Below are 18,982 nucleotides of genomic sequence, written 5' to 3'. Positions count from 1 at the left end.
GACGAGATTTCCTCATACTCATCATTCCAACATTCCGGCTCTCTGTTGATTTCAAGGGGACAGCAGAACTTTAATTCCTGCAAATGCGTCTGCATATGATTTTCATACAGCAGTTTTGCGTTTGGAATAAACTGGGCATATCTTGCATAGGGAGCACCCTCAGACTCTATTAACAAGCCGTCGCCCTGTTGCTTGTCGTAGATCAGCAGACAATGATGTACGCCGTTGCCGTACCACATACTGTTAAGGTTTTCGCTTATGAGATGGTTATTGCACATTGGAGCGTGCTTCAGCCTCTCAAATTCTTCGGTCGGAACAGGCACAGCTTTTTCCACCACGCAAGTGTACGTTTTGAATTCAGGTTCTTTGCGAAGCAGATTTGTGTTGATTATGAGTTTTTCATTCATTGACATACCTCCGTTTGTTTTAGGTTTTCTTTTTAATAGTATAGCTGTTACATGGGTATCATCTCTTTCCTTAGAAATGAAAAAAGCCGATCCTATTGGTTTCTCTGTTTTAAGAGATACCAACAAAATCAGCAGATCCAATAAATTTGTATTGAAAACTTTGTGAAAGTTTTTTTATATACAAATCGGCAGGCTTAGAGCAAAATATGCTCATAACTTGCCGGAATGTTTGATAATATTCAATTGTGGAGGGTTCAATCCCTTCCGGTACTTAAAAATCATGAAAATACATCTACGGTTTTCACCTTAATTTTTTCAGCGTCAGAGCATGAAAAAAGCGCGTAAATGCGAGCTTTTCGGGCACAATATCTATTTCATTGCACAAGTATGGCAGGGGCAGAAGGATTCGAACCCTCGGCACGCGGTTTTGGAGATATTTACCAATTCTGCATTTTAATCGTACTTGACAAATCGTCAAAATATGTTATGATATAGTAAAAAATACAAGGAGGAAGAATTATGAGACTTATTGAAAACAAAAAGGAAGCAACTACACTTGCAGGTGGCTGCAACGAACTGATCAAGCCCGAAAAACTGACTAAAATGCTCAAACATGATGAGGCTATCAAGTATTGCCATGATTTCTTTGAGTATACCACTACAAGGTTTGGCTTCAACGGCAGCAAGATCTACAAGATCGATGAGGGAAAAGCTACTGCCGAGTTTGACGATCTTGAGGACCTTGAAGAAACATTCATCCGAAAGAACAGAGAAATGGACACAGAGCTTCATGAAGCACAGATTGAGGAACGAACAGAAGCTATCATGAGAGTAGCTGCTGAAGCTGACCTTGATGAGCTTAAAAGATACAAGATGTTCATAGACTATGAGATCGAAAAGAGAAAGGGTAACAATCCTCCTAATCCTTTTACAATGGAAAATCTCTGGTACAGATAGAAAACAAAAAGCTGATGAGACAATACTCATTGGCTTTTTCTTTTTCGAAAAGCTAAGCTATGAAAATTGCTGCTGAGAATATCGGCAGCTTTTTTGATAGCTTGACTATCAGGCATAGACAGGGTAGCTCCCTGAGCGGCAGGACGGTGTTCTCCCCTGCTGCTTTTTCTATGTCATCATTGGGGAACACAAAATGATATCAAGAAAGGATGTTCATAATGGAGAACACAAAAATTATTTCGATCATTACAGAAAAAGGCGGCACAGGAAAAACAACTACAACATTCAACCTAGGTTGCGCATTAGGAAAGCTCGGCAAAAAAGTGCTACTTATCGACCTTGACAAGCAGGGCAACCTCACTTCGTATTGCTCAGAATCCGCAATAAGAAAGACCATAGCAGATCTTATCTACAGTTCAGCGTCTGGTGATACTTCTATAGACTATGCAGAGTATATCAAGAAGTCTGAGAAAAATCCAAACGTTGACTATATATCCGCAGGACGTATGCTCGGTTCGGCTAACAGCGTGATCGCCTCATCCGCCAACTGTAACTATATACTCAAGCTCATGCTCCGTGATAAGGCTTTGACGAATACCTATGACTACATACTCATAGACAATCGTCCTGACCTTGATCTTCTTGCGCAGAATGCTCTTAACGCTTCAGACTTCGTTATTATACCAATAGACGCTGGTATATTCGCCTTTGACGCCATTGACCTCATTACAGAAAAGGTCAATGCTATAAGGGCAACAACGAATCCAGGTCTTAATATACTTGGCATTCTTGAGAATAGAAGCAATATAACCACAACGTCTAAAGAGATAGACATTGCCTGCCGAAAGATATATGGAGATACAGTCTTTAATACTGTTATCCCAGCTCGTCCTGAGCAGGTCAACAAAACAGTGAAAAGCTATGCAGGATGTGTTAATTTGACAGGCAATACGCTTGCTGAGAAGTACACAGAGCTTGCAGAAGAAGTAATGGAAAGGGTGAATAGATAATGTGCAGCTTGCTTGAAAGACGCAGCCAACATCAGGAGAATATGCAATCTGAGGCTGAGAACATCAACCATGAGCTTGCCGCTGAGTATCTCAATCAGTGGCAAGGTACAGCTCAGAGGATCGTTGAGTTGGATATAAACAGTATCAAACCATACAGAACGCCTGAGGGAAAGGAACAGCCATATAAGATAAGACAATCCAAGGTTGAGCGTCTGGCTATCTCTATAAGGGATCTGGGCGTCCTGCAGCCAGTTATAGTTCGGAGAAAAGAAAGTGAATATGAAATACTTGCAGGTCATCATAGATACTATGCGGCTAGGCTGTGCGGTCTGACGACTATTCCATGCCAGATCAAGGACAACATAGACGACTTCACGGCATACATGATCGTTGCAGAGTCCAATACAAGAACAGATGACGTTCTTCCCTCAGAAAATGCTGAGATCTTCAAAACGTACATGGATAAACGTGGTATGGACAATGAAACCGCTACCCTGAATGAGATATCCGAGAAATTCGGCGTTTCCAATACAACGGTATACAGATATGTACATCTGCTGAAACTATCCGCAAGGCTCATTCCAATGGTAGATAACAAGGTTATTCCTTTCGGAAGATATGAAATGCTTTTAGCTCATCTTTCCGAAGAACAACAGAATATCATAGCAGACTACATTGAGATGTATGACCTCAGAACTTTCCCAGGCAAATACATCAATGCAGTCTGTGCGTACTGTGACGAAAACGGAAACGAAGAACTGACCGTTGATAAGGTATACGATATCTGTCATCAGCCTAAAGCTAAAAAAACTGAGCAGGTATCAACAAGTATATACACGAAGATATCATCCATGTTTCCGTCCCTTGAAAGTTCTTCACAGGACGATATGGATGATCTTATAGTCAAGCTGCTTGCAGAACATTTTGCGGCAGAAGAAAACTAGGACACTTGAAGTTTCAGGTGTCCTTTTTTTACAAAAAGGAGTGATTGGACAATGGAAAGAATATTTTATGGTTCACTGGGAATAGCTCTTTGTATAACAGGAATTTGGACTATTATAAGCGCATTTATTCCTGAGAAATACAGACTTTTCAAGAAAGGCAGGAAAGAAAAATGATTTTTTATGATGACGAACACGAGGAACTGTTTAATAAGCTGTGTGGCAAAATGCCCTATTTAGACGGCTATCACTTGTCGCTTGCTTATCTTTTGACAATGGACAGTGTTTTGCGTCATCATATTGGCGCACTATATGATGAAAAAAAAGATGTTATTATTTTCGAGGGTTTGAATAAGCCGTTTCAGACAAGCACAAGCAGTAAAACAACACGTTTGGCATTCAACCTTTGGAGCGGTTCAGTGTATGACTCAGATCCCCCTGAAGCCTATATCGACAAGAACGGACAGAAAAAATATGTGCCGAGCAAATACTATGCTCCTGACAATATTTTCAACTGCACATATGCGCCGTATTACTTCCAAGCAATCAAAATCAGGTTCGAAATTTTTATGTGAATAATGAAATGGAGGTAATGGTATGAAAGTAAAGCACTATCACAGAGAATATGACAGCTACAAGACCGAACGTCAGTGGGCGCTTGAGGGCTTTCTTGTAGCAGAAAATGTAGAGGGCATAGAGCTTTTGCCAAGCAAACAAAGCAAACAACCATGCAAGTATTACAAACCTGATGAAGTCAGACCTGCAACAGAGAGTGAGTTGCAGGCTTTTTTTCAGCCCGAAAAAGAAAGACGCAGAGAACAGGCAAGGGCATATCGTAAGGCTAGGCTAGAACGTGAGCAGGAAGAACGTGAAAGAGAACTTGAAGAGGCTAAGTGGTGTGCTGTTGAGCCTTACAAGAAAAAAATTGACGAATTGAGCATGGTTATAAATGCTCTTGACAACGATCCGTCAACAGCTATTGCTATAAACTTTGAAGCAACAGGATATGAATATAAAAATGAATTATTGCAATTATCAGTTATCAACTTCAGAGGAGATATTCTTTTTAATAGCTATTTTAAACCCAAAAAACACAAAGAGTGGACAGAAACTGAAAAGGAAAACGGAATAACACCAGAAATGGTTGCTAATGCGCCGCAAATATCTGATATGGCTAAACAGATTACCGAAATATTTAATAATGCAGATCTTATTTTGTACAGTAAAAATTATAGTTATTATTGGCTATTTTCATGGAGCAACATTTTAATTCAACCAAAATATCGAAGAGAAGTAAATGTAAATGAAATGATAACTGAAAGTGATAACTTTGAACTTCCAAAGAATAGCCTTGAAAAATGTCAAGCTATTTTGAAGCTCTACAAAGAGAAATTGTATCGGGTGGAGGAGGATAAATAATCATGGAAAACAAATATATAGTTTTGGACACTGAAACAACAGGTTTGAACGCAGCAGAGGACGAGCTTCTTCAGGTGTCTATCATTGATAATGAGGGCGCAGTTCTTTTTGATAGCTACATAAAGCCCACACAGCATACTGAGTGGGCAGAAGCGGAGCGTATTCATCATATCACGCCTGAAATGGTAGCTGACGCACCGACTATAGCGGAGGTCATGCCAGAGATAAATGATATCTTAAACAGATATGATAAGATCGTTGGATACAACCTCAAGTTTGATAAAGCTTTTCTTGAAAATAACGGAGCAGAGTTTTTAAACACAGAATATGCTGACGCAATGAAAATGTTTGCGCCAATTTATGGAGAATGGAATGACCAAAGAGGAAGCTACAAATGGCAGAAACTCACTATAGCCGCAGACTATTACGGCTATGATTGGTCCGAGCATAAAGAAGCACATAACAGCTTGGGTGACTGCTATGCTACGCTCCACGTTTACAAAGAAATCAACGAAGTGATAAAAAATCAAAAGAGTGAATATATGCTTTTAGGTCGCTTGCAAATGGATTGTAACTACTATCTTGGTGCTGGCAACAGAAATTCCAAACATCTTTGGGCAGGAACACCTAAAGAACAAATAGAAAAAATGAAAGAGTTGTATTCAAAGCTTGTTGTTAAGCCTGAATGGCTTTCCGAAAAAAACATTTCAGACTATGAAAAAGCAATGCTGCCGCAAGAAAAAGTTGAAAACGAAAAAGAACAGAGTCTTAAATCATTTGCAAGAGCTGACGAAACCAAACAGCGTATCTCAGACATAGCGGATAATTGCCGCAACGCCTGTGAGCTGTGCGACAAGCAGTCACAAAATGATATTTTTCTTTCGGAAGAGCAAGCCGTACAGGCTGTCAAACTTGGCATACCTGTAGGATATGTGACTAAGCAGGAAGGTCATCACGGCTCATCGGCAGGACTGCACACTTTCTATATGCTCTCTGAGCAAAACTACTCAACGCTCAGTAATGACGAGAGTATGGACAAGGGTCCTGTTTTTCACTACACTATGACCAAAGAACAGAAGATGGAAATGCTTGATATAATCAATGCTGCTATTGAAGATCCTTGCTTTGCAAAAGGAATTGAAAAGCCGAAGAAAAATGTGAGTTTAGGCAAAAATCAAGCAGGGAGAAAATAAAACAAACGTTTCATATCACACTACCCTACCACACGTGGTAGGGTGTAAGGAGGTCCAAAGTTGAATAATGCAATATATGAAGTCATAAACAACGGTGAGAACAGTTATTACTATACTCACCACGGCGGCAATTGCGTAACAGGTCCACTAAGACTTGATCAGGCGATCGAATATGCACAGCATAATGATATCGCTCTTGATAAGGCGTTTGAAGCGATAACCTATTCAAATGAGTTTATGACAGCAAAAAAAAGCGAGAATGTATTTGAGAAAATAAATGCTGATGAATTACCACTTTACAAAAGAGTTTTTGACCAAAGCAATGAGATCAGTACGTATGTCACATTGGATCTCGATAAGAATATCTACAGATATTCTGAAAACGTAAACAGATACGGAAGTTTTGCCAAGGACTACAAGCTGGATCTCAGTAAAGTAATTGAAGTTGCCAAACAGACCGTTGAGGAATGTAACGTTGCTTATGAGAATAAACCGTATGAGTTTACTGAGCTTATCAAAAGAACAGATAAAAAGCTTGACGCACTCAATAAACAGCGTGACGATATATTGAGAGTCGTCGTCGTTGAGCCGAACAAGCCTGCATACGAAAAGCTTCTTGATTGCTCTGAGAGTAAGCTTAGAGCAATGCAAAAGGTGGTTGACGGCTATATAGAGCCGTTATACGATTATCTTGATGACAGCAAAGCGCTTGCATGGGGAAATGAAGAAGCCCGTATATGTGAAATGCAGCCGAACAGAAAGTTTGACGGCAAGCAAGCGATATGCGGAACATTCTTTATAACTGGCGATAATGGTGAAGATAGCTTATCTTTGACAGAAAGCCAAGTCAAAAAGTATCTTGAGATGTTTAAAAAGCCAGACAGATTTACAGAGCGTGAGATCGGTGAGGCATTCAGATGTGAGGTACATTTCATCTCATTCGAGGAGCTGACACCGACTCAGGCGCCTGAAAGAGCTGCCTCCAAGCCTAAGCCTAAAGGAAGTCCTAAAAGATGAAAATGCAATTTAAGCCTTATTCGGAAAGCTATTATCAAGCCGAAAAAGAAAATATGATCTACAGAATATCTGCTGTACGAAATGAGCCTGACGGACACACAACAGCGGTCCTTGAAAACACATTTGGCGGCAATTACATTGCTTACGGCTGTAAGCTCAGTGGGCACCGCATAGACTGGGCACACAAGAGTCAATGCACCTCAAAAGAACAGGCACTTGAAACGCTTGTGCGATCAGAAAGTAATGATAACACGATCAAGAAGAACAGAGGACACCAGTCAAGAGGGCGATAATATACCTTGACGGATCACAAAAATTATGGTAGAATGGAGAGGTAAAATGAAGAATTATCCAATATACGCAATCGCTTTTATCACTAATGTAGCAAATGCGGTGTATATAATAAATGATGACAAGGAGTGTACAACATTTATGGAGTATTTTATGGAAAAAATCCTACCAATACTGATTTCTGTTATCTTAACAGGCATTGTAACTTATCTATTTTCGGCAAGACAGTCAAGAAAATCGCAGATAGTAAAAAACACAGAAGAGATCAAGAAGCTTGCTCGTCAGCTCGGTGTTAATGATGAAAAGACTTTTCACGCCGAATTTTCAGAACAGTACAATAAAATAATGGACAATATCGGCAAGACACCGAATGATAAAGCACTTACAGGACAGCACCAAGATATGCTCAATATATTGCAAAAGGATTTTCAGGTAATAAACGGGCGCTATGAAAAGGAAGATGAAAGCTATCGCAGCTTTACAATGCAACAGAAAGATCTCAAAGAAACTCTCGATAATTTCTCCAGAGATTATGCAAAGATAATCAACGAAAACGGAAAGCTTTTTAATGAGAACATTGTGCTTAGAGATACAAACAGAAAGCTTGAGGCTGAAAACAAACAGCTTAGGACAGAGATCGAAAAGAACAGAGAGATAACCCGTGGAAACAGCCTGCATATGTAATTTAGAGACGCTGTGATGTCTCTTTTTTATTGCAGTTTCATATATTCATATTTTTTTGTCGAATTTAGTGAACATCAACAAAAAAGTTTAGCCACACTTGTCATTTACAATGATAGGGAAATATAGTATAATTACATTAAGAAAAGTATAGGAGGAAAACCATATGAAGAACACGATAAAAGCCATAGCCGCTCTGCTCATCAGTGCGACAATGATAAGCATAACCGCCTGTGGCAACACAGACACCACATCATCAGCCCCTCCAAAGGCAACCACAACGGCTTCAAGCACAAAAGCTTCGGCAACTACCACAACGGAAGCCACACTGACCTCTCAGAGCGAGGAAACAACTTCCCTTTCGGCTACCACAACGGGAACGTCTGCAAGCACAAAAAGCACAAGCAGTTCTAAATCATCGACTACTCCAAAGAACACTGCAAAGGCGAACAGCTCTAAGGCAAGCAACGGCGGAACAGTGAATAATAATCAGAGCTACAGCGGAAACACCACCAACAACGGAAACGGCAACTACAACTATCAGCCTGCGGAAACACAAGCTCCTCAGACCGAACGTCAGACAAAGAGACAGACAGAGCGTCAGACACAAAAGCAGACCACCACAACGGCAAAGAAAACGCAAGCTCCGAAGCCAAAGCCGACTACAACTACAACGGCTAAGCCAAAGGTAAACCTTACTCAGAGTGATATAGACAGACTTCAGAAAGAATTGCAGGCATACAGCAATGAATTGGCAAGACCAAGAGTCGAGAAGATATACACAAATGGAGGTTATTCCTCGGCTGATGAGTATATGGCAGACCTTGCAGATGTAAACCTTAATACTGCTTCATGGACTTCTGGAGATAACATATACGCTCACGAAAAATACAATGATGTTCTCCAAAGTCTGAAAGAGGAGATTCAAGATGAATACAATTTTTATAGTGAAGAATATCTTCACCAAAGTGTAATAATCATTCAAGCAGGAACAGATTATTATGGTCACTCCTGTTGGAACACATATTTGCTGAGAGCATAAAAACTGAATAAAGCGTTTAAGACGATTGATAAAAATTTCAATCGTCTTTTTTTATGCAAAAAAATAATATCCGCAAGGATTTGACATAGAGAAATAAATTGAAAGGGCGAGATAAAAATGAAGAAAAGTATCGTAAAAAGGATAGGCTCTTTACTCACAGTGCTTCTCCTTACAGCCTCAATCTTTTCAAATGGACTGGTTGCCTTTGCGGCTGACACAAAGCATACGCAGAGCAAGGTTCTTGATTGGAGCTATAACTTTGAGGGTTCAGGGCTAAAAAACGCCTATGACCCATTGACAGGTGGAAACACCAATGACGCATTCCGCTACAAGTGGGCGCAGGAGTTCTATTTCTGGAATGACGAAAGCGGAAACAATTGCTATTGTGTTCAGCTTGGTACTGAGCATGATAACAGCATTGAAATGAGTTCTGTATCATTTAATGATGATAAGATGAAACAATATTACAAGGACGGAAATCAGCGAAACTATTTAAAATCTGCTACAATATACGCTTACAAAGGTAAAACTAAGTATGGCTACAATGCAGATACCGAAAGAGTAGCTTCTCAAGCTATGATATGGACAGTATCAGGCGGTTTCTTTGACAGTTCATCAGAAAATCTTTCTTCGGACGAAAATACGATTTTGAACCGCATATATGCTCCTTCATCAGCAGACCATAAAAACCTTGTGGATTGCTACAAGAAAATGAAAGGTGATATACTTAGCCACTATAAAACTCCTGCTGGTGCAACAACTGCCGTAAGAACCGCCCCTACATACGAATTGAAGTATAACACTTCAACAAAGAAATATGAGGGTACGATCAAGGCTGACAGCAGTATCTCACAGTTCGATTTTTCAAAAGTTGACGGAGTTACATTCAAAAAGGACGGAAGCAACATCAAGGTTTCCGCCAATGAAAACATCAAGGCAGGAACAAAAGCTGTCACTCTGACAAAGGCAAGAGCAAAGAACAGTGGCAAGATAGAGGAATGTGTTCCTCTGTTTTACAAGGGCAAAAATGATTCAGGCTCTCAGGCGAAAGTTGGATATATATCAGGCAAAGACCCTGTTCAGGCATATATCAAGCTTAAAATAAGCACAGGCTCAGCTCACCTTGACAAGAGCTTCACAGATTACTTTGACAACAAGCAAACAGGCACAGCGGATATGTACAAAGCCGTTAAGTTTCAGCTTGCTTGCAAGGTCGGTGACAGCTACAAGTTTGTAAAGGCAACTGGAAAGGACGGAATCTACAGCTTCACTGACCTCGTTTCACAGGCTACAGACCTTACGCCAAACACCAAGGGTGATATTGATGTAACAGGTCTGCCAGAAGGTAATTATGAATGGAGAGAAATATCCACGGCAGACGGCTACATGATATCATCAAAGAAAGCTATCACTGTTACCGCTGACAAGACGGCTAAAACGGAGTTCATCAACAAGGCTTCTGCTCCTGACAAGGGCAAGATAACAATTCACAAGCGTGACGCTGAAACAAGAGCTGACCTCGAGGGTGCAAAGTTTGAAGTGGCAGCAGCCGAGGATATCTACGTTGGCAATGGCTATTGTATATATCCAAAGGGAACAGTTATCGACACCATAACCACAGGCGCAGACGGCATAGCTGAAACAACAAAGGCTATCTACAAGGGCTACAGCTACACTGTGACAGAGATTGAAGCACCAAAGGGCTATTCGATTTCTGATGAACCAACACAGACTATCAAGCTTGTTGAACAGCAGGCTGAGTTCGTTGTGGATTTTGACAACGAGCAAAACACTATTCCTTTTGAGATAACAAAGACTGACATTTCAACAGGCGAACTTATCCCTGATTGCACCTTTGAAATTCTTAATGAAAATAACGAACAGGTCATCACAGGAACTACAGACGAGAACGGCATTGCACATTTTCAGCTTGCTATAGGCAAGTATTTCTATCGTGAGATTTCAGCACCTGATATCTATGAAATTGACGATACTCCTTATCCGTTCGAAATAACAGAAAACGATGATATCGTCAAGGCTGAAATGACAAACAAGAAGAAAAGTGGCTCTATCAAGGTCACAAAGATAACAACAGGTAATCTCAATATTGAGGGCATTAAGTTCCTTGCAACAGGCATTTCTGATACAAACAAGGACTTGAAGTTTGAAGCGACAACAAATGAAAATGGCGTAGCAATGTTCGATAAGATTGTTATCGGCAAGTATGTCATCACAGAGGACGGCTCAACAGTTCCTGCGGCTTACCTTGTGGCTGACGAGCAGGAAGTCACTGTTGAGTATAATGAAACAGCAGAGGTTGCGTTCGAGAATATCGAGAAAACAGGCGAGATAAAGGTCACAAAGTCTACAGTTGGCAATCTCAATATCAAGGGTATCACATTCAATCTGAGAGGTACATCAGACAGCGGCAGAGATATCGACATTCCTGCGACAACTGATGATAACGGCGTTGCGATTTTCAGTGAGATACCAATTGGAACTTATACTATCTATGAGGACGAAAAGACAGTACCAACTGCATATCTTGTCGCTGACCCACAGAACGTGACAGTAACATATGCCGAAACAAAGGAAGTTTCTATTGAGAACAAGGAAAAATCAGGCTCTATCGTAGTCCATAAGACCACTGAGGGACAGAAGAATATCGAGGGTATCAAGTTCTATATCAGAGGTACATCTGACACAGGACGTGAAATTGATATCCCTGCGGTAACTGATGAGAACGGCATAGCAAAGTTCGAGAACGTACCGATAGGTACATACAAAGTTATCGAGGATAAGGAAACAGTTCCTTACGGATATCTTGTAGCTGACGAAAAGGAAGTCAAGGTTGAGTATGCTCAGACAATTGATGAAACAATTTTGAACGCTGAACAGACAGGAACAGTTAAGGTTCACAAGAAAACTGACGGCATGACGAACATCGAGGGCATTCGTTTTATTCTTTCGGGAGTTTCCGATACTGGCAGAGAGATACGCATTGAAGCCGTCACCGACAAGGACGGCATAGCGAAGTTTGAAAACGTACCGATAGGTACATACACAATAACAGAGGACGGCTCAACAGTGCCATACGGCTATCTTGTTGCCGACTCAAAACAAGTGACTGTAGCATATGCTCAGACTATTGATACTGATATGTTCAACGAAAAAGTTCCTGACACGCCTAACACTGGTGTTTCCGATAATATTGACGGCAGAACAGTTCTTGGCGGTGTAGTTGTCATACTCGCAGGAGCGGCTGTTATTCTGTTTTCACGCAAGAGAAAAGAAAGGTAATTGATACTGTCTGAAAAAGGCAGTAAAAAGGGGATCAATTTATCTATACAGAAAGAAGCGCCTGCAACGGGGCAGGCGCTGGGGAGGATTAATCACTGTTTTTCATATACATTAAGAAGTCTTTGCATATAGATTGATGTTCAAGAAAGTTTTTTCTTTGATTATATGTTTTTAGTTGTATAGCCGCATTTAATTCTACTGCAAAAAGATACCATGCTTTTTCAAAAGTTTGTGTTATCAGTGGCACAGTATCAGGAATACTAAGTTTAACATAATTTACATCCTGGTTTTTTTATTACTTTTGAAGTCATCCTATGATTACCATCAATGACCATTTTCTCTGATTGTAATCTGCATGGAAAATCAATAACAATAATAGGAGTTTCGCAAGAGAAATGATACTTTTTAATATCATTTTGCACTTCATATTCAACATTGTTATATACAAGCCTTCGTGCATTTAATCTTTGAAAATCATAATTTTGAGCAACGTCAACAGCCTTGTCAACATTAAAATGAATATAAAATTGTGCAATGCTAGGTATTTTTATTATTTGTTGATAATATTCACATGGTTTGTTTTTGTCATACGAAAAATAACATCTGTTATTTTTATATGCGTATCGCATAACTTCAATCCAATTGGCTACTAATTCATCAATTGGCTTTATTAAATTAAAACTGTTATAAAATTCCAGTATTGCATTTATATCAATATCATATTCTGAAGATGAAACATAATCAAATAACATCTATATAACCTCCATACAGAAAGGAAATAATTATGGAACTAGGTCAAAAAGGAAAAGGACGAACATTTAAACTATATCGTGATGTTCCTAAATGCTACAAAGCCACAGCCGCAGATACGGCACGTTTTGAGAAATTTTTAAAAATCATGATAAAAAAAACTACAAAGGCTATTGGCAAAAATTTAACTCGCTAAAAATTCAGACTTTTAAATAGTATAGCATATTTATTTACAAAGCGCAAGCGCTGTAAATAAATGCAACTATGAGGGCTAAGTCAAAATGGACAGAAATTATTATACACCCATAAATGCAAGGCTACTGATATTCCTACTGTTTATCAACTCATTAATGCTTGGATTTATTAAAGTGTATTTTAAAAGCAATACACTTCTTAAGACAAAGATCGTTGTCATATGGCTTTTGATAAAAGCGGTTATTATTCTGCTGAATGTAAGCTACATTAAAAAGAACATATACAATATGACACACAATAAAGAATACCCGACAAGTTCTATTGCAGTGATACGCAACACTCATTTGATGAGCTGCATATGTACTTTTGTGGCATTCCTTATTATAAAAGTTTGATAGGAGCTGATAAGAATGTTAAAGATCCGAATACAGGGTTTACCTGCAGAAGTTGAAAAGTTCACAGAACAGCTTGAAAAAGACGAAAAATATGAATTTCTTCAAAAAAGTGAAACCTATCCGAACAGAAATTCGGTTTATATTAGAAAATATGTGGAGATACGGTTAAAAGAACAGGAGTGAGAAAATGCAAAAAGAAATTGAAATAATTAAAGACGGTTTGTCATACAATGAGGAGCTTGAGTGCATTGCAAAACGTTTTGGTATGACGCAGGAGCAAGCACTTAAAACGATAGTTGAAGAAGTATACAACAGTGAGGCAAGTTCTTTGGGCTTTAGCTTAAAAGACGCCTTAGATTTAATACATAATTGTGATTGCAGATTTAGCGAGTGCGATCCTAGTCAAGATGTGCCATTTTAGTTGACGTGGAGGTTTTAAAATGCAAAAAGAAATTATAAATGACGGCTTATCATACAAAGAGAAGCTTGAGTGCATTGCAAAACGTTTTGGTATGACGCAGGAGCAAGCACTTAAAAATATAATTCATGATATATATATTAGTGAAGTAACGCTTTCCGAATTTAAAGACGCCATTGTTTTAATTTGGGACAACAATCATGACGAATGCGTTGAGTTTGACATTGACGGAAATGTTATCGTTGATGACAGCTCTGAGAATGATCTATATGAGGGTGATACCGCTTTTTAAAGAGCTTGACAACAATGCAGTAAGTATTGTATAATTTAGTCAATATACTAAATATAAGGGGAATACTTACTATGAGCAGTTTATCACAAGGAATACATAACGCTGTATGTATAGGTGTTATTTTTACTGGCAAACATCAATCTTTTAATAGACCACTACCAAAAGTAACTATATTGTGGGAGATAACTGAAAACGAAAAAATAAAAACTTTTTCAAGAGATTATACCTATTCTTATTACGAGAAGGCAGAACTACGTCTGCACCTAGAGTCTTGGCGAGGCAGACCTTTTACAGCGACTGAATTATCCAAATTCAAACTTCGCAATATATTAGGCGTGCCATGCAAATTGGAAATAGCCAAGAACAATAAAAATTACAAACAAGTAGAAAATGTTTACCGTTTTCCAGCAAAGGAACAAGCTCCTAAACGCAAATCAGAGCTTATTTACTTTGATATATCAGATAAAACGACTTATTCAGAGATACCTAATATACCATATTATATAGTAGAAAAGATCAAAAACTCACCTGAGTATAAACAATCGTCACTTAAATTATAACATAACAAAGCATATCGGACACTCATCAGTAATGTTGAGTGTCTTTTTTTTATACCCGAAAGGAGAAACACCATGAATACTGAAACTCCAAAGAAAAGCAAATTCGATATTTTGGAAGAGATAATGATAAATTTTCAAAATGATTATGAAACAGACAATGCTCAGACACATTGGGTGAAAAACTACAAAGAACGGAGAGAGAGATTGATTCAGCTTCAAGAGGAAGAATATGAACTGCAAGCGAATGTAATTGATGACGCTCACGATCTGGGCTTTGTTGAAGGCGTAAGATATGCACTCAACATCATGGATATGACAAACGCAGGAAAGAATAAGGAGCTTTTGGAACGGCTCTTAAATATTCTTGAAAATACAAAGGAGGAAAATCATGAGAGTAACAGTTGAGATCAATGATGAAATGGCAAAGGCGATAAAACTGTATATGACGAAAGCCGAAACAGAAGAAAGCCTCGAACAGCTTATCCAGCAGGGGGCTGAAAAGGCAGCCGACAAAGCCTTTGTTAAGTATGTGCCAAAGCCTATAAGAGATTACTATAAGCTTTTGGATCAGCTCAGGGAGGAAAGATCATGAAAAGAACAGTGATACTTGCAGCGGTAACTGCCCTGCTATTGTCAAGCTGTGGCAGCTCAGACTCATCTTCTTCAGAAAGTCCGAAAGATAGTTATGTCGGCAAATTTGCAAATGACATTTCTTCTTCGGTTGCTTCAGATGATAGTGGATCGTCACCAGAAGATACAAACAGTATTGAAGATGTCACAACTGCTGCACCAGCGACAACTACAGAACCGCCTCAGATCACAGCACCGCAAACGGAAACAAATGAAACTACTAAAAAGCCAAAGGTATACCACATTCCCTCAGCCAATACTACCCTGCCGCCTATTCCTATTTATTTCAAACTAGAAAGCAATGACGGCAACGGCTTATCAATGTCATATACAGTAGAAAACTGTAATTGTAATGCCCAATACGATATATTATCCGTTACGATCGATGATATGGATGTTACTTCGGTATGCAATAAAGACAGTTTTGAAGCCACAAGCGGAACAGATGTAAGCGGTGCAGTGTCCATAGGATATGGTAACGCAACGCCGAACAGCACCGTGACTTTCACAGGCACTTGGACAAATACCGATACTGGAACAACAGAGTATTTTGATTTTCATTATAGTTTTCATATCTCAGAAATAATAAAGGAGTGAGAGCATGGCTATTGATTTAAAGGATCAAACCTTTGGTGTAGAGATCGAGTTTACAGGTATAACACGAGAAAGAGCTGCACAGGTTGTCGCTGAACATTTTGACACCTACTCGTCCGCCCCAGATTACTCTTGCTATTACACACGAAAGATATCTGATGACACAGGTCGTGAATGGAAAGTAATGCGTGACGCCTCAATAGACCCAGTTAGGAAGAACAGATCTGAAACATATAACATGGATGAATACCGTTGTGAGCTTGTTACACCTATACTGAAGTCTGATAAGGATATGGACGATCTTCAGCAGATAGTTCGTGACCTAAGAAAAGCGGGAATGAGAGTAAACGAAAGCTGTGGCTTGCACGTGCATATAGGGGCAGAAAGGCAGGACGCCAAGTCACTCACTCGTCTGTCTAACATCATGTATCAGAAAGAAGATATCCTTTACCACGCTCTAAAGGTCCCAGCAAGCCGTGCAATGCAATGGTGCCGCAAATCTGATGAGGACTATATACGTCGGCTTAATGCCGCCAAACCGAAAACAAAAGAAGCACTAGCAGATATCTGGTACCGAAACACCGACGGATATGAACGCCGTAATGCCCACTATAACCGCTCTCGTTACAGAGCGCTCAATCTTCACGCATATTTCACAAAAGGAACAGTTGAGTTTCGCTGTTTCAACTCAACTACCAATGCAGGAAAAGTCCGCACATATGTGAGGTTTGCGCAGGCTGTCACCGCCCAGGCTCTTAATCAACGCAGTGCCGCTGTACATAAAACACAATCAAGTAACGAATGCTACACTTTCCGCACATGGCTCATACGCATAGGGCTTAATGGGGACGAGTTTAAAGTGCCGAGAAAATATCTTCTTGAAAACCTTGAGGGCGCAAAAGATTGGAAAGATAAGGCGGCAGCTATGGAGCGACGGCGGATAAGAGAACAGCAGGCACAGCAAATCGCCCAACGTCTAAACGATATGAGAGCCGCCTCGCCTGAACCTGAGACAATAACAATAAGCAGTATCATCCATTCTCCAGATCGTGAGGTCAGAAATGATAATTCTTTTACCCTAAGAGAAAGGATAGTTATGCTGCTTGAAAACGTCCGTGATGATGAAAGTGTTACTCCAGACGAGCGAAATAACATATTCTCTGTCCTTGGTATCAGTCACAATGGACAGGAAAACTCTATTGAAGATCTGCTTTCCACACGGCAGACACAACAAGCAAGAGAAGCAGAAAACACTGTTTCACAGCTTGCAAGACGAAGAAACACTCCAAACAGAAGCAGATAAAATGTCCTACCACACGTGGTAGGGTCAAGGAGGGATAATATGATTACTGATGAAGAATATGACGAGCTGATGAAGCTTTTCTTTTCCCCTGATAATACACCAAAAGAACAGCCGAAAAAGAACGAGGAGTATAAGATATATGTAGCATACGGAAGCAATATCAATACTGAACAGATGATGTTTCGCTGTCCCGACGCTGAGATATATGCAACAGGCATGGTGCAGGACTATGAGCTGTCATTCAATAAGGTGGCAACGCTCCAAAAAAAGAAAGGTGAAGAAGCCCCTGCCCTGCTCTGGAAGCTTTCTTCTTCGGACGAAAGATCACTTGATAAGTTTGAGGGCTATCCTCACAAATACAAGAAAATAGCTGTTGATGTGAAATGCCAGGACAAAATCGTTTCTGGCATGGCATATGTCATGGTCAATTCAAAGGACTACAATACGCCAACAGAGGAATATTATCAGCGAATAGAAAACGGATATATAGAAAATGGCTTACCATTGGAATATCTCGAACAGGCATATGAAAAAGCAGAGGAAATGGTCTGTGAGCGTATAGAACGTGACAACAGCAGTATCTCACTGTTTAATCGTGAATACCTTGACAGCATAAGCAACAATGATGATATAGCAGTAAATGCTTTCAGAATGGGCGCTATGTATCAGCAATATTTCAACGATAATGACCTTGAAGCGTTTGAAATAATGGATATGGTCAAGGAATACAAAACGGCTGACCGCTTTGAGCAGGCACTGAAAGAAATTGAGTTAAGAGAACAGATCGGCAACCTTTATTGTGCCTATGGAAGTAACATGGATCTCGAACAGATGAGATACAGATGTCCTAATTCAAAGGTAATATCAACAAGCTACATTGAGGACTACAGGCTCCAATTTAATCAGCACGCAACTATAGTTAAGGACAAAGGCACAAAGGTCCCCGTTGTTTTGTGGGAGATCGCTCCTCAGGATTGGAGAAACCTCGACAGATATGAGGGATATCCGTCATACTACCGAAAAGAGCTTGTTAATGTAAAGGTCGGCGGCGTAGAGCGAGCCTCATTGGTCTACATAATGAATAAGCCTGATTTCGCTATATCTCCACCAACGCAAGCATATCTCGATGGGATAAAACGAGGCTGTAAACAGCATGGAATCGATACAGGTTATCTTGATAACGCATATGCAGACTCAATACAAAAAGCCAGGCAGTTTCAGACAAGATGTAAACGACCTTCTAAAAGCAGGTGATGATAATGAGAATTGAGAACGCTCCGTATGTAAAAGCCGTTATGGGTGGCAATGAATATGCTATACAAAACAGTCCGAAGAATGTTGCGGCTGCTATTTACAAAGCAAATGTCACACAACAGAATATAAGCATTCTGACTCCAGATAATGTTACGATAGTATCTACCTTCGGACCGTTTCTTGATCGCTGCACAGATCTTGACTACACAAATAAAAAGCTTATACCAGAATTGACGGCAATGCAGACGCTTCAGCAGCCAGTGCCGCAGGTGAAGCTCTACCGCAATAATGGCATAAACAAAGATAAAGAAATGAACAGATAGGAGGGATAAA

25 protein-coding genes are annotated in these 18,982 nt (G+C 39.8%); 23 read left to right on the top strand and 2 right to left on the bottom strand.

Annotated features, from left to right (window positions below; all coding sequences use genetic code 11):
• Nucleotides 1-407 (bottom strand): DUF6329 domain-containing protein (locus KQH97_RS00600; protein ID WP_253286325.1); only part of this gene is annotated, 407 nt, incomplete at its 3' end.
• A 519-nt stretch (nucleotides 408-926) separates the two neighbouring features.
• Here KQH97_RS00600 and KQH97_RS00595 point away from each other — a divergent pair.
• The 12 genes from KQH97_RS00595 to KQH97_RS00545 all read left to right on the top strand — a co-directional run bounded on the left by KQH97_RS00595 (nucleotide 927) and on the right by KQH97_RS00545 (nucleotide 12,258).
• Nucleotides 927-1,364, top strand: coding sequence for a hypothetical protein (locus tag KQH97_RS00595; protein ID WP_216552113.1), 438 nt, complete (start codon nucleotides 927-929; stop codon nucleotides 1,362-1,364).
• Nucleotides 1,365-1,582: 218 nt separating this feature from the next.
• Nucleotides 1,583-2,374 carry a ParA family protein gene (locus KQH97_RS00590; protein WP_216552111.1) on the top strand — a complete coding sequence of 264 codons (792 nt, stop codon included), beginning with the start codon at nucleotides 1,583-1,585 and terminating at the stop codon, nucleotides 2,372-2,374.
• On the top strand, nucleotides 2,374-3,318 hold the full coding sequence (locus KQH97_RS00585) for a ParB/RepB/Spo0J family partition protein (protein WP_216552110.1): 945 nt from the start codon (nucleotides 2,374-2,376) through the stop codon (nucleotides 3,316-3,318). The genes KQH97_RS00590 and KQH97_RS00585 overlap by 1 nt, the downstream gene beginning before the upstream one ends.
• A gap of 51 nt (nucleotides 3,319-3,369) precedes the next feature.
• Nucleotides 3,370-3,492, top strand: a complete 123-nt coding sequence (locus KQH97_RS08705; RefSeq protein WP_301282696.1) for a hypothetical protein — start codon at nucleotides 3,370-3,372, stop codon at nucleotides 3,490-3,492.
• Nucleotides 3,489-3,890 carry a DUF6075 family protein gene (locus tag KQH97_RS00580; protein WP_216552107.1) on the top strand — a complete coding sequence of 134 codons (402 nt, stop codon included), beginning with the start codon at nucleotides 3,489-3,491 and terminating at the stop codon, nucleotides 3,888-3,890. Before KQH97_RS08705 ends, KQH97_RS00580 begins: the two co-directional genes overlap by 4 nt.
• Nucleotides 3,891-3,912: 22 nt before the next feature.
• On the top strand, nucleotides 3,913-4,734 hold the full coding sequence (locus KQH97_RS00575) for an exonuclease domain-containing protein (RefSeq protein WP_216552105.1): 822 nt from the start codon (nucleotides 3,913-3,915) through the stop codon (nucleotides 4,732-4,734).
• Between the two features lie 2 nt (nucleotides 4,735-4,736).
• Entirely contained in the window at nucleotides 4,737-5,927 is a 1,191-nt protein-coding gene (locus tag KQH97_RS00570; RefSeq protein WP_216552103.1) for an LPD11 domain-containing protein, read from the top strand.
• Nucleotides 5,928-5,987: 60 nt separating this feature from the next.
• Nucleotides 5,988-6,944, top strand: a complete 957-nt coding sequence (locus KQH97_RS00565; protein WP_216552101.1) for a DUF3846 domain-containing protein — start codon at nucleotides 5,988-5,990, stop codon at nucleotides 6,942-6,944.
• On the top strand, nucleotides 6,941-7,237 hold the full coding sequence (locus KQH97_RS00560) for a hypothetical protein (protein WP_117865812.1): 297 nt from the start codon (nucleotides 6,941-6,943) through the stop codon (nucleotides 7,235-7,237). The genes KQH97_RS00565 and KQH97_RS00560 overlap by 4 nt, the downstream gene beginning before the upstream one ends.
• A gap of 46 nt (nucleotides 7,238-7,283) precedes the next feature.
• On the top strand, nucleotides 7,284-7,919 hold the full coding sequence (locus tag KQH97_RS00555) for a hypothetical protein (RefSeq protein ID WP_216552099.1): 636 nt from the start codon (nucleotides 7,284-7,286) through the stop codon (nucleotides 7,917-7,919).
• A gap of 163 nt (nucleotides 7,920-8,082) precedes the next feature.
• Nucleotides 8,083-8,958: a hypothetical protein gene (locus KQH97_RS00550; RefSeq protein WP_216552097.1), complete on the top strand. Its 876-nt coding sequence runs from the start codon at nucleotides 8,083-8,085 to the stop codon at nucleotides 8,956-8,958.
• A gap of 117 nt (nucleotides 8,959-9,075) precedes the next feature.
• A complete protein-coding gene (locus KQH97_RS00545; protein WP_216552095.1) occupies nucleotides 9,076-12,258 on the top strand; it encodes a SpaA isopeptide-forming pilin-related protein in 3,183 nt (1,060 codons plus the stop codon).
• Between the two features lie 266 nt (nucleotides 12,259-12,524).
• Here KQH97_RS00545 and KQH97_RS00540 read toward each other — a convergent pair whose 3' ends face one another.
• Entirely contained in the window at nucleotides 12,525-13,010 is a 486-nt protein-coding gene (locus tag KQH97_RS00540; protein WP_216552093.1) for a hypothetical protein, read from the bottom strand.
• A 32-nt stretch (nucleotides 13,011-13,042) separates the two neighbouring features.
• Between KQH97_RS00540 and KQH97_RS00535 the strand changes: the two genes are divergently transcribed.
• The 11 genes from KQH97_RS00535 (at nucleotide 13,043) to KQH97_RS00485 (ending at nucleotide 18,972) form a co-directional block, all read left to right on the top strand.
• A complete protein-coding gene (locus KQH97_RS00535; protein WP_181986033.1) occupies nucleotides 13,043-13,204 on the top strand; it encodes a hypothetical protein in 162 nt (53 codons plus the stop codon).
• Between the two features lie 409 nt (nucleotides 13,205-13,613).
• Nucleotides 13,614-13,781, top strand: coding sequence for a hypothetical protein (locus KQH97_RS00530; protein ID WP_216552091.1), 168 nt, complete (start codon nucleotides 13,614-13,616; stop codon nucleotides 13,779-13,781).
• A gap of 4 nt (nucleotides 13,782-13,785) precedes the next feature.
• Nucleotides 13,786-14,019: a hypothetical protein gene (locus KQH97_RS00525; RefSeq protein WP_117863289.1), complete on the top strand. Its 234-nt coding sequence runs from the start codon at nucleotides 13,786-13,788 to the stop codon at nucleotides 14,017-14,019.
• Nucleotides 14,020-14,038: 19 nt separating this feature from the next.
• Nucleotides 14,039-14,308, top strand: coding sequence for a hypothetical protein (locus tag KQH97_RS00520; RefSeq protein ID WP_216552089.1), 270 nt, complete (start codon nucleotides 14,039-14,041; stop codon nucleotides 14,306-14,308).
• Between the two features lie 71 nt (nucleotides 14,309-14,379).
• Nucleotides 14,380-14,868, top strand: a complete 489-nt coding sequence (locus tag KQH97_RS00515) for a phage replication initiation protein, NGO0469 family (protein WP_117924700.1) — start codon at nucleotides 14,380-14,382, stop codon at nucleotides 14,866-14,868.
• 72 nt (nucleotides 14,869-14,940) lie between these two features.
• Nucleotides 14,941-15,273, top strand: a complete 333-nt coding sequence (locus KQH97_RS00510) for a hypothetical protein (protein WP_216552087.1) — start codon at nucleotides 14,941-14,943, stop codon at nucleotides 15,271-15,273.
• Entirely contained in the window at nucleotides 15,257-15,460 is a 204-nt protein-coding gene (locus KQH97_RS00505) for a hypothetical protein (RefSeq protein WP_117865514.1), read from the top strand. The genes KQH97_RS00510 and KQH97_RS00505 overlap by 17 nt, the downstream gene beginning before the upstream one ends.
• Nucleotides 15,457-16,095 (top strand): hypothetical protein, encoded by a 639-nt coding sequence (locus tag KQH97_RS00500; RefSeq protein WP_216552085.1) that lies wholly within the window; start codon nucleotides 15,457-15,459, stop codon nucleotides 16,093-16,095. Before KQH97_RS00505 ends, KQH97_RS00500 begins: the two co-directional genes overlap by 4 nt.
• A 4-nt stretch (nucleotides 16,096-16,099) precedes the next feature.
• Complete coding sequence (locus KQH97_RS00495) at nucleotides 16,100-17,395, top strand: amidoligase family protein (protein WP_216552083.1); 1,296 nt, start codon at nucleotides 16,100-16,102, stop codon at nucleotides 17,393-17,395.
• A gap of 39 nt (nucleotides 17,396-17,434) precedes the next feature.
• Entirely contained in the window at nucleotides 17,435-18,649 is a 1,215-nt protein-coding gene (locus KQH97_RS00490; protein WP_216552082.1) for a gamma-glutamylcyclotransferase family protein, read from the top strand.
• Nucleotides 18,650-18,654: 5 nt separating this feature from the next.
• A complete protein-coding gene (locus KQH97_RS00485) occupies nucleotides 18,655-18,972 on the top strand; it encodes a hypothetical protein (RefSeq protein ID WP_216552080.1) in 318 nt (105 codons plus the stop codon).
• Nucleotides 18,973-18,982 lie beyond the last annotated feature (10 nt).

The organism is Ruminococcus sp. MSJ-25, from assembly GCF_018917825.1.
Taxonomy (GTDB): domain Bacteria; phylum Bacillota; class Clostridia; order Oscillospirales; family Ruminococcaceae; genus Hominimerdicola; species Hominimerdicola aceti.
This window is presented reverse-complemented; position numbering and strand designations above follow the sequence as displayed.

What these genes read in the sequence shown, in the direction of transcription:
- KQH97_RS00490 (WP_216552082.1), top strand. Translation starts at nt 17,435, where the DNA reads ATGATTACTGATGAAGAATATGACGAGCTGATGAAGCTTTTCTTTTCC.
- KQH97_RS00575 (WP_216552105.1), top strand. Translation starts at nt 3,913, where the DNA reads ATGAAAGTAAAGCACTATCACAGAGAATATGACAGCTACAAGACCGAA.
- KQH97_RS00530 (WP_216552091.1), top strand. Translation starts at nt 13,614, where the DNA reads ATGTTAAAGATCCGAATACAGGGTTTACCTGCAGAAGTTGAAAAGTTC.
- KQH97_RS08705 (WP_301282696.1), top strand. Translation starts at nt 3,370, where the DNA reads ATGGAAAGAATATTTTATGGTTCACTGGGAATAGCTCTTTGTATAACA.
- KQH97_RS00570 (WP_216552103.1), top strand. Translation starts at nt 4,737, where the DNA reads ATGGAAAACAAATATATAGTTTTGGACACTGAAACAACAGGTTTGAAC.
- KQH97_RS00580 (WP_216552107.1), top strand. Translation starts at nt 3,489, where the DNA reads ATGATTTTTTATGATGACGAACACGAGGAACTGTTTAATAAGCTGTGT.
- KQH97_RS00555 (WP_216552099.1), top strand. Translation starts at nt 7,284, where the DNA reads ATGAAGAATTATCCAATATACGCAATCGCTTTTATCACTAATGTAGCA.
- KQH97_RS00550 (WP_216552097.1), top strand. Translation starts at nt 8,083, where the DNA reads ATGAAGAACACGATAAAAGCCATAGCCGCTCTGCTCATCAGTGCGACA.
- KQH97_RS00590 (WP_216552111.1), top strand. Translation starts at nt 1,583, where the DNA reads ATGGAGAACACAAAAATTATTTCGATCATTACAGAAAAAGGCGGCACA.
- KQH97_RS00495 (WP_216552083.1), top strand. Translation starts at nt 16,100, where the DNA reads ATGGCTATTGATTTAAAGGATCAAACCTTTGGTGTAGAGATCGAGTTT.
- KQH97_RS00500 (WP_216552085.1), top strand. Translation starts at nt 15,457, where the DNA reads ATGAAAAGAACAGTGATACTTGCAGCGGTAACTGCCCTGCTATTGTCA.
- KQH97_RS00515 (WP_117924700.1), top strand. Translation starts at nt 14,380, where the DNA reads ATGAGCAGTTTATCACAAGGAATACATAACGCTGTATGTATAGGTGTT.
- KQH97_RS00540 (WP_216552093.1), bottom strand. Translation starts at nt 13,010, where the DNA reads ATGTTATTTGATTATGTTTCATCTTCAGAATATGATATTGATATAAAT.
- KQH97_RS00585 (WP_216552110.1), top strand. Translation starts at nt 2,374, where the DNA reads ATGTGCAGCTTGCTTGAAAGACGCAGCCAACATCAGGAGAATATGCAA.
- KQH97_RS00560 (WP_117865812.1), top strand. Translation starts at nt 6,941, where the DNA reads ATGAAAATGCAATTTAAGCCTTATTCGGAAAGCTATTATCAAGCCGAA.
- KQH97_RS00510 (WP_216552087.1), top strand. Translation starts at nt 14,941, where the DNA reads ATGAATACTGAAACTCCAAAGAAAAGCAAATTCGATATTTTGGAAGAG.
- KQH97_RS00485 (WP_216552080.1), top strand. Translation starts at nt 18,655, where the DNA reads ATGAGAATTGAGAACGCTCCGTATGTAAAAGCCGTTATGGGTGGCAAT.
- KQH97_RS00535 (WP_181986033.1), top strand. Translation starts at nt 13,043, where the DNA reads ATGGAACTAGGTCAAAAAGGAAAAGGACGAACATTTAAACTATATCGT.
- KQH97_RS00505 (WP_117865514.1), top strand. Translation starts at nt 15,257, where the DNA reads ATGAGAGTAACAGTTGAGATCAATGATGAAATGGCAAAGGCGATAAAA.
- KQH97_RS00545 (WP_216552095.1), top strand. Translation starts at nt 9,076, where the DNA reads ATGAAGAAAAGTATCGTAAAAAGGATAGGCTCTTTACTCACAGTGCTT.
- KQH97_RS00525 (WP_117863289.1), top strand. Translation starts at nt 13,786, where the DNA reads ATGCAAAAAGAAATTGAAATAATTAAAGACGGTTTGTCATACAATGAG.
- KQH97_RS00595 (WP_216552113.1), top strand. Translation starts at nt 927, where the DNA reads ATGAGACTTATTGAAAACAAAAAGGAAGCAACTACACTTGCAGGTGGC.
- KQH97_RS00520 (WP_216552089.1), top strand. Translation starts at nt 14,039, where the DNA reads ATGCAAAAAGAAATTATAAATGACGGCTTATCATACAAAGAGAAGCTT.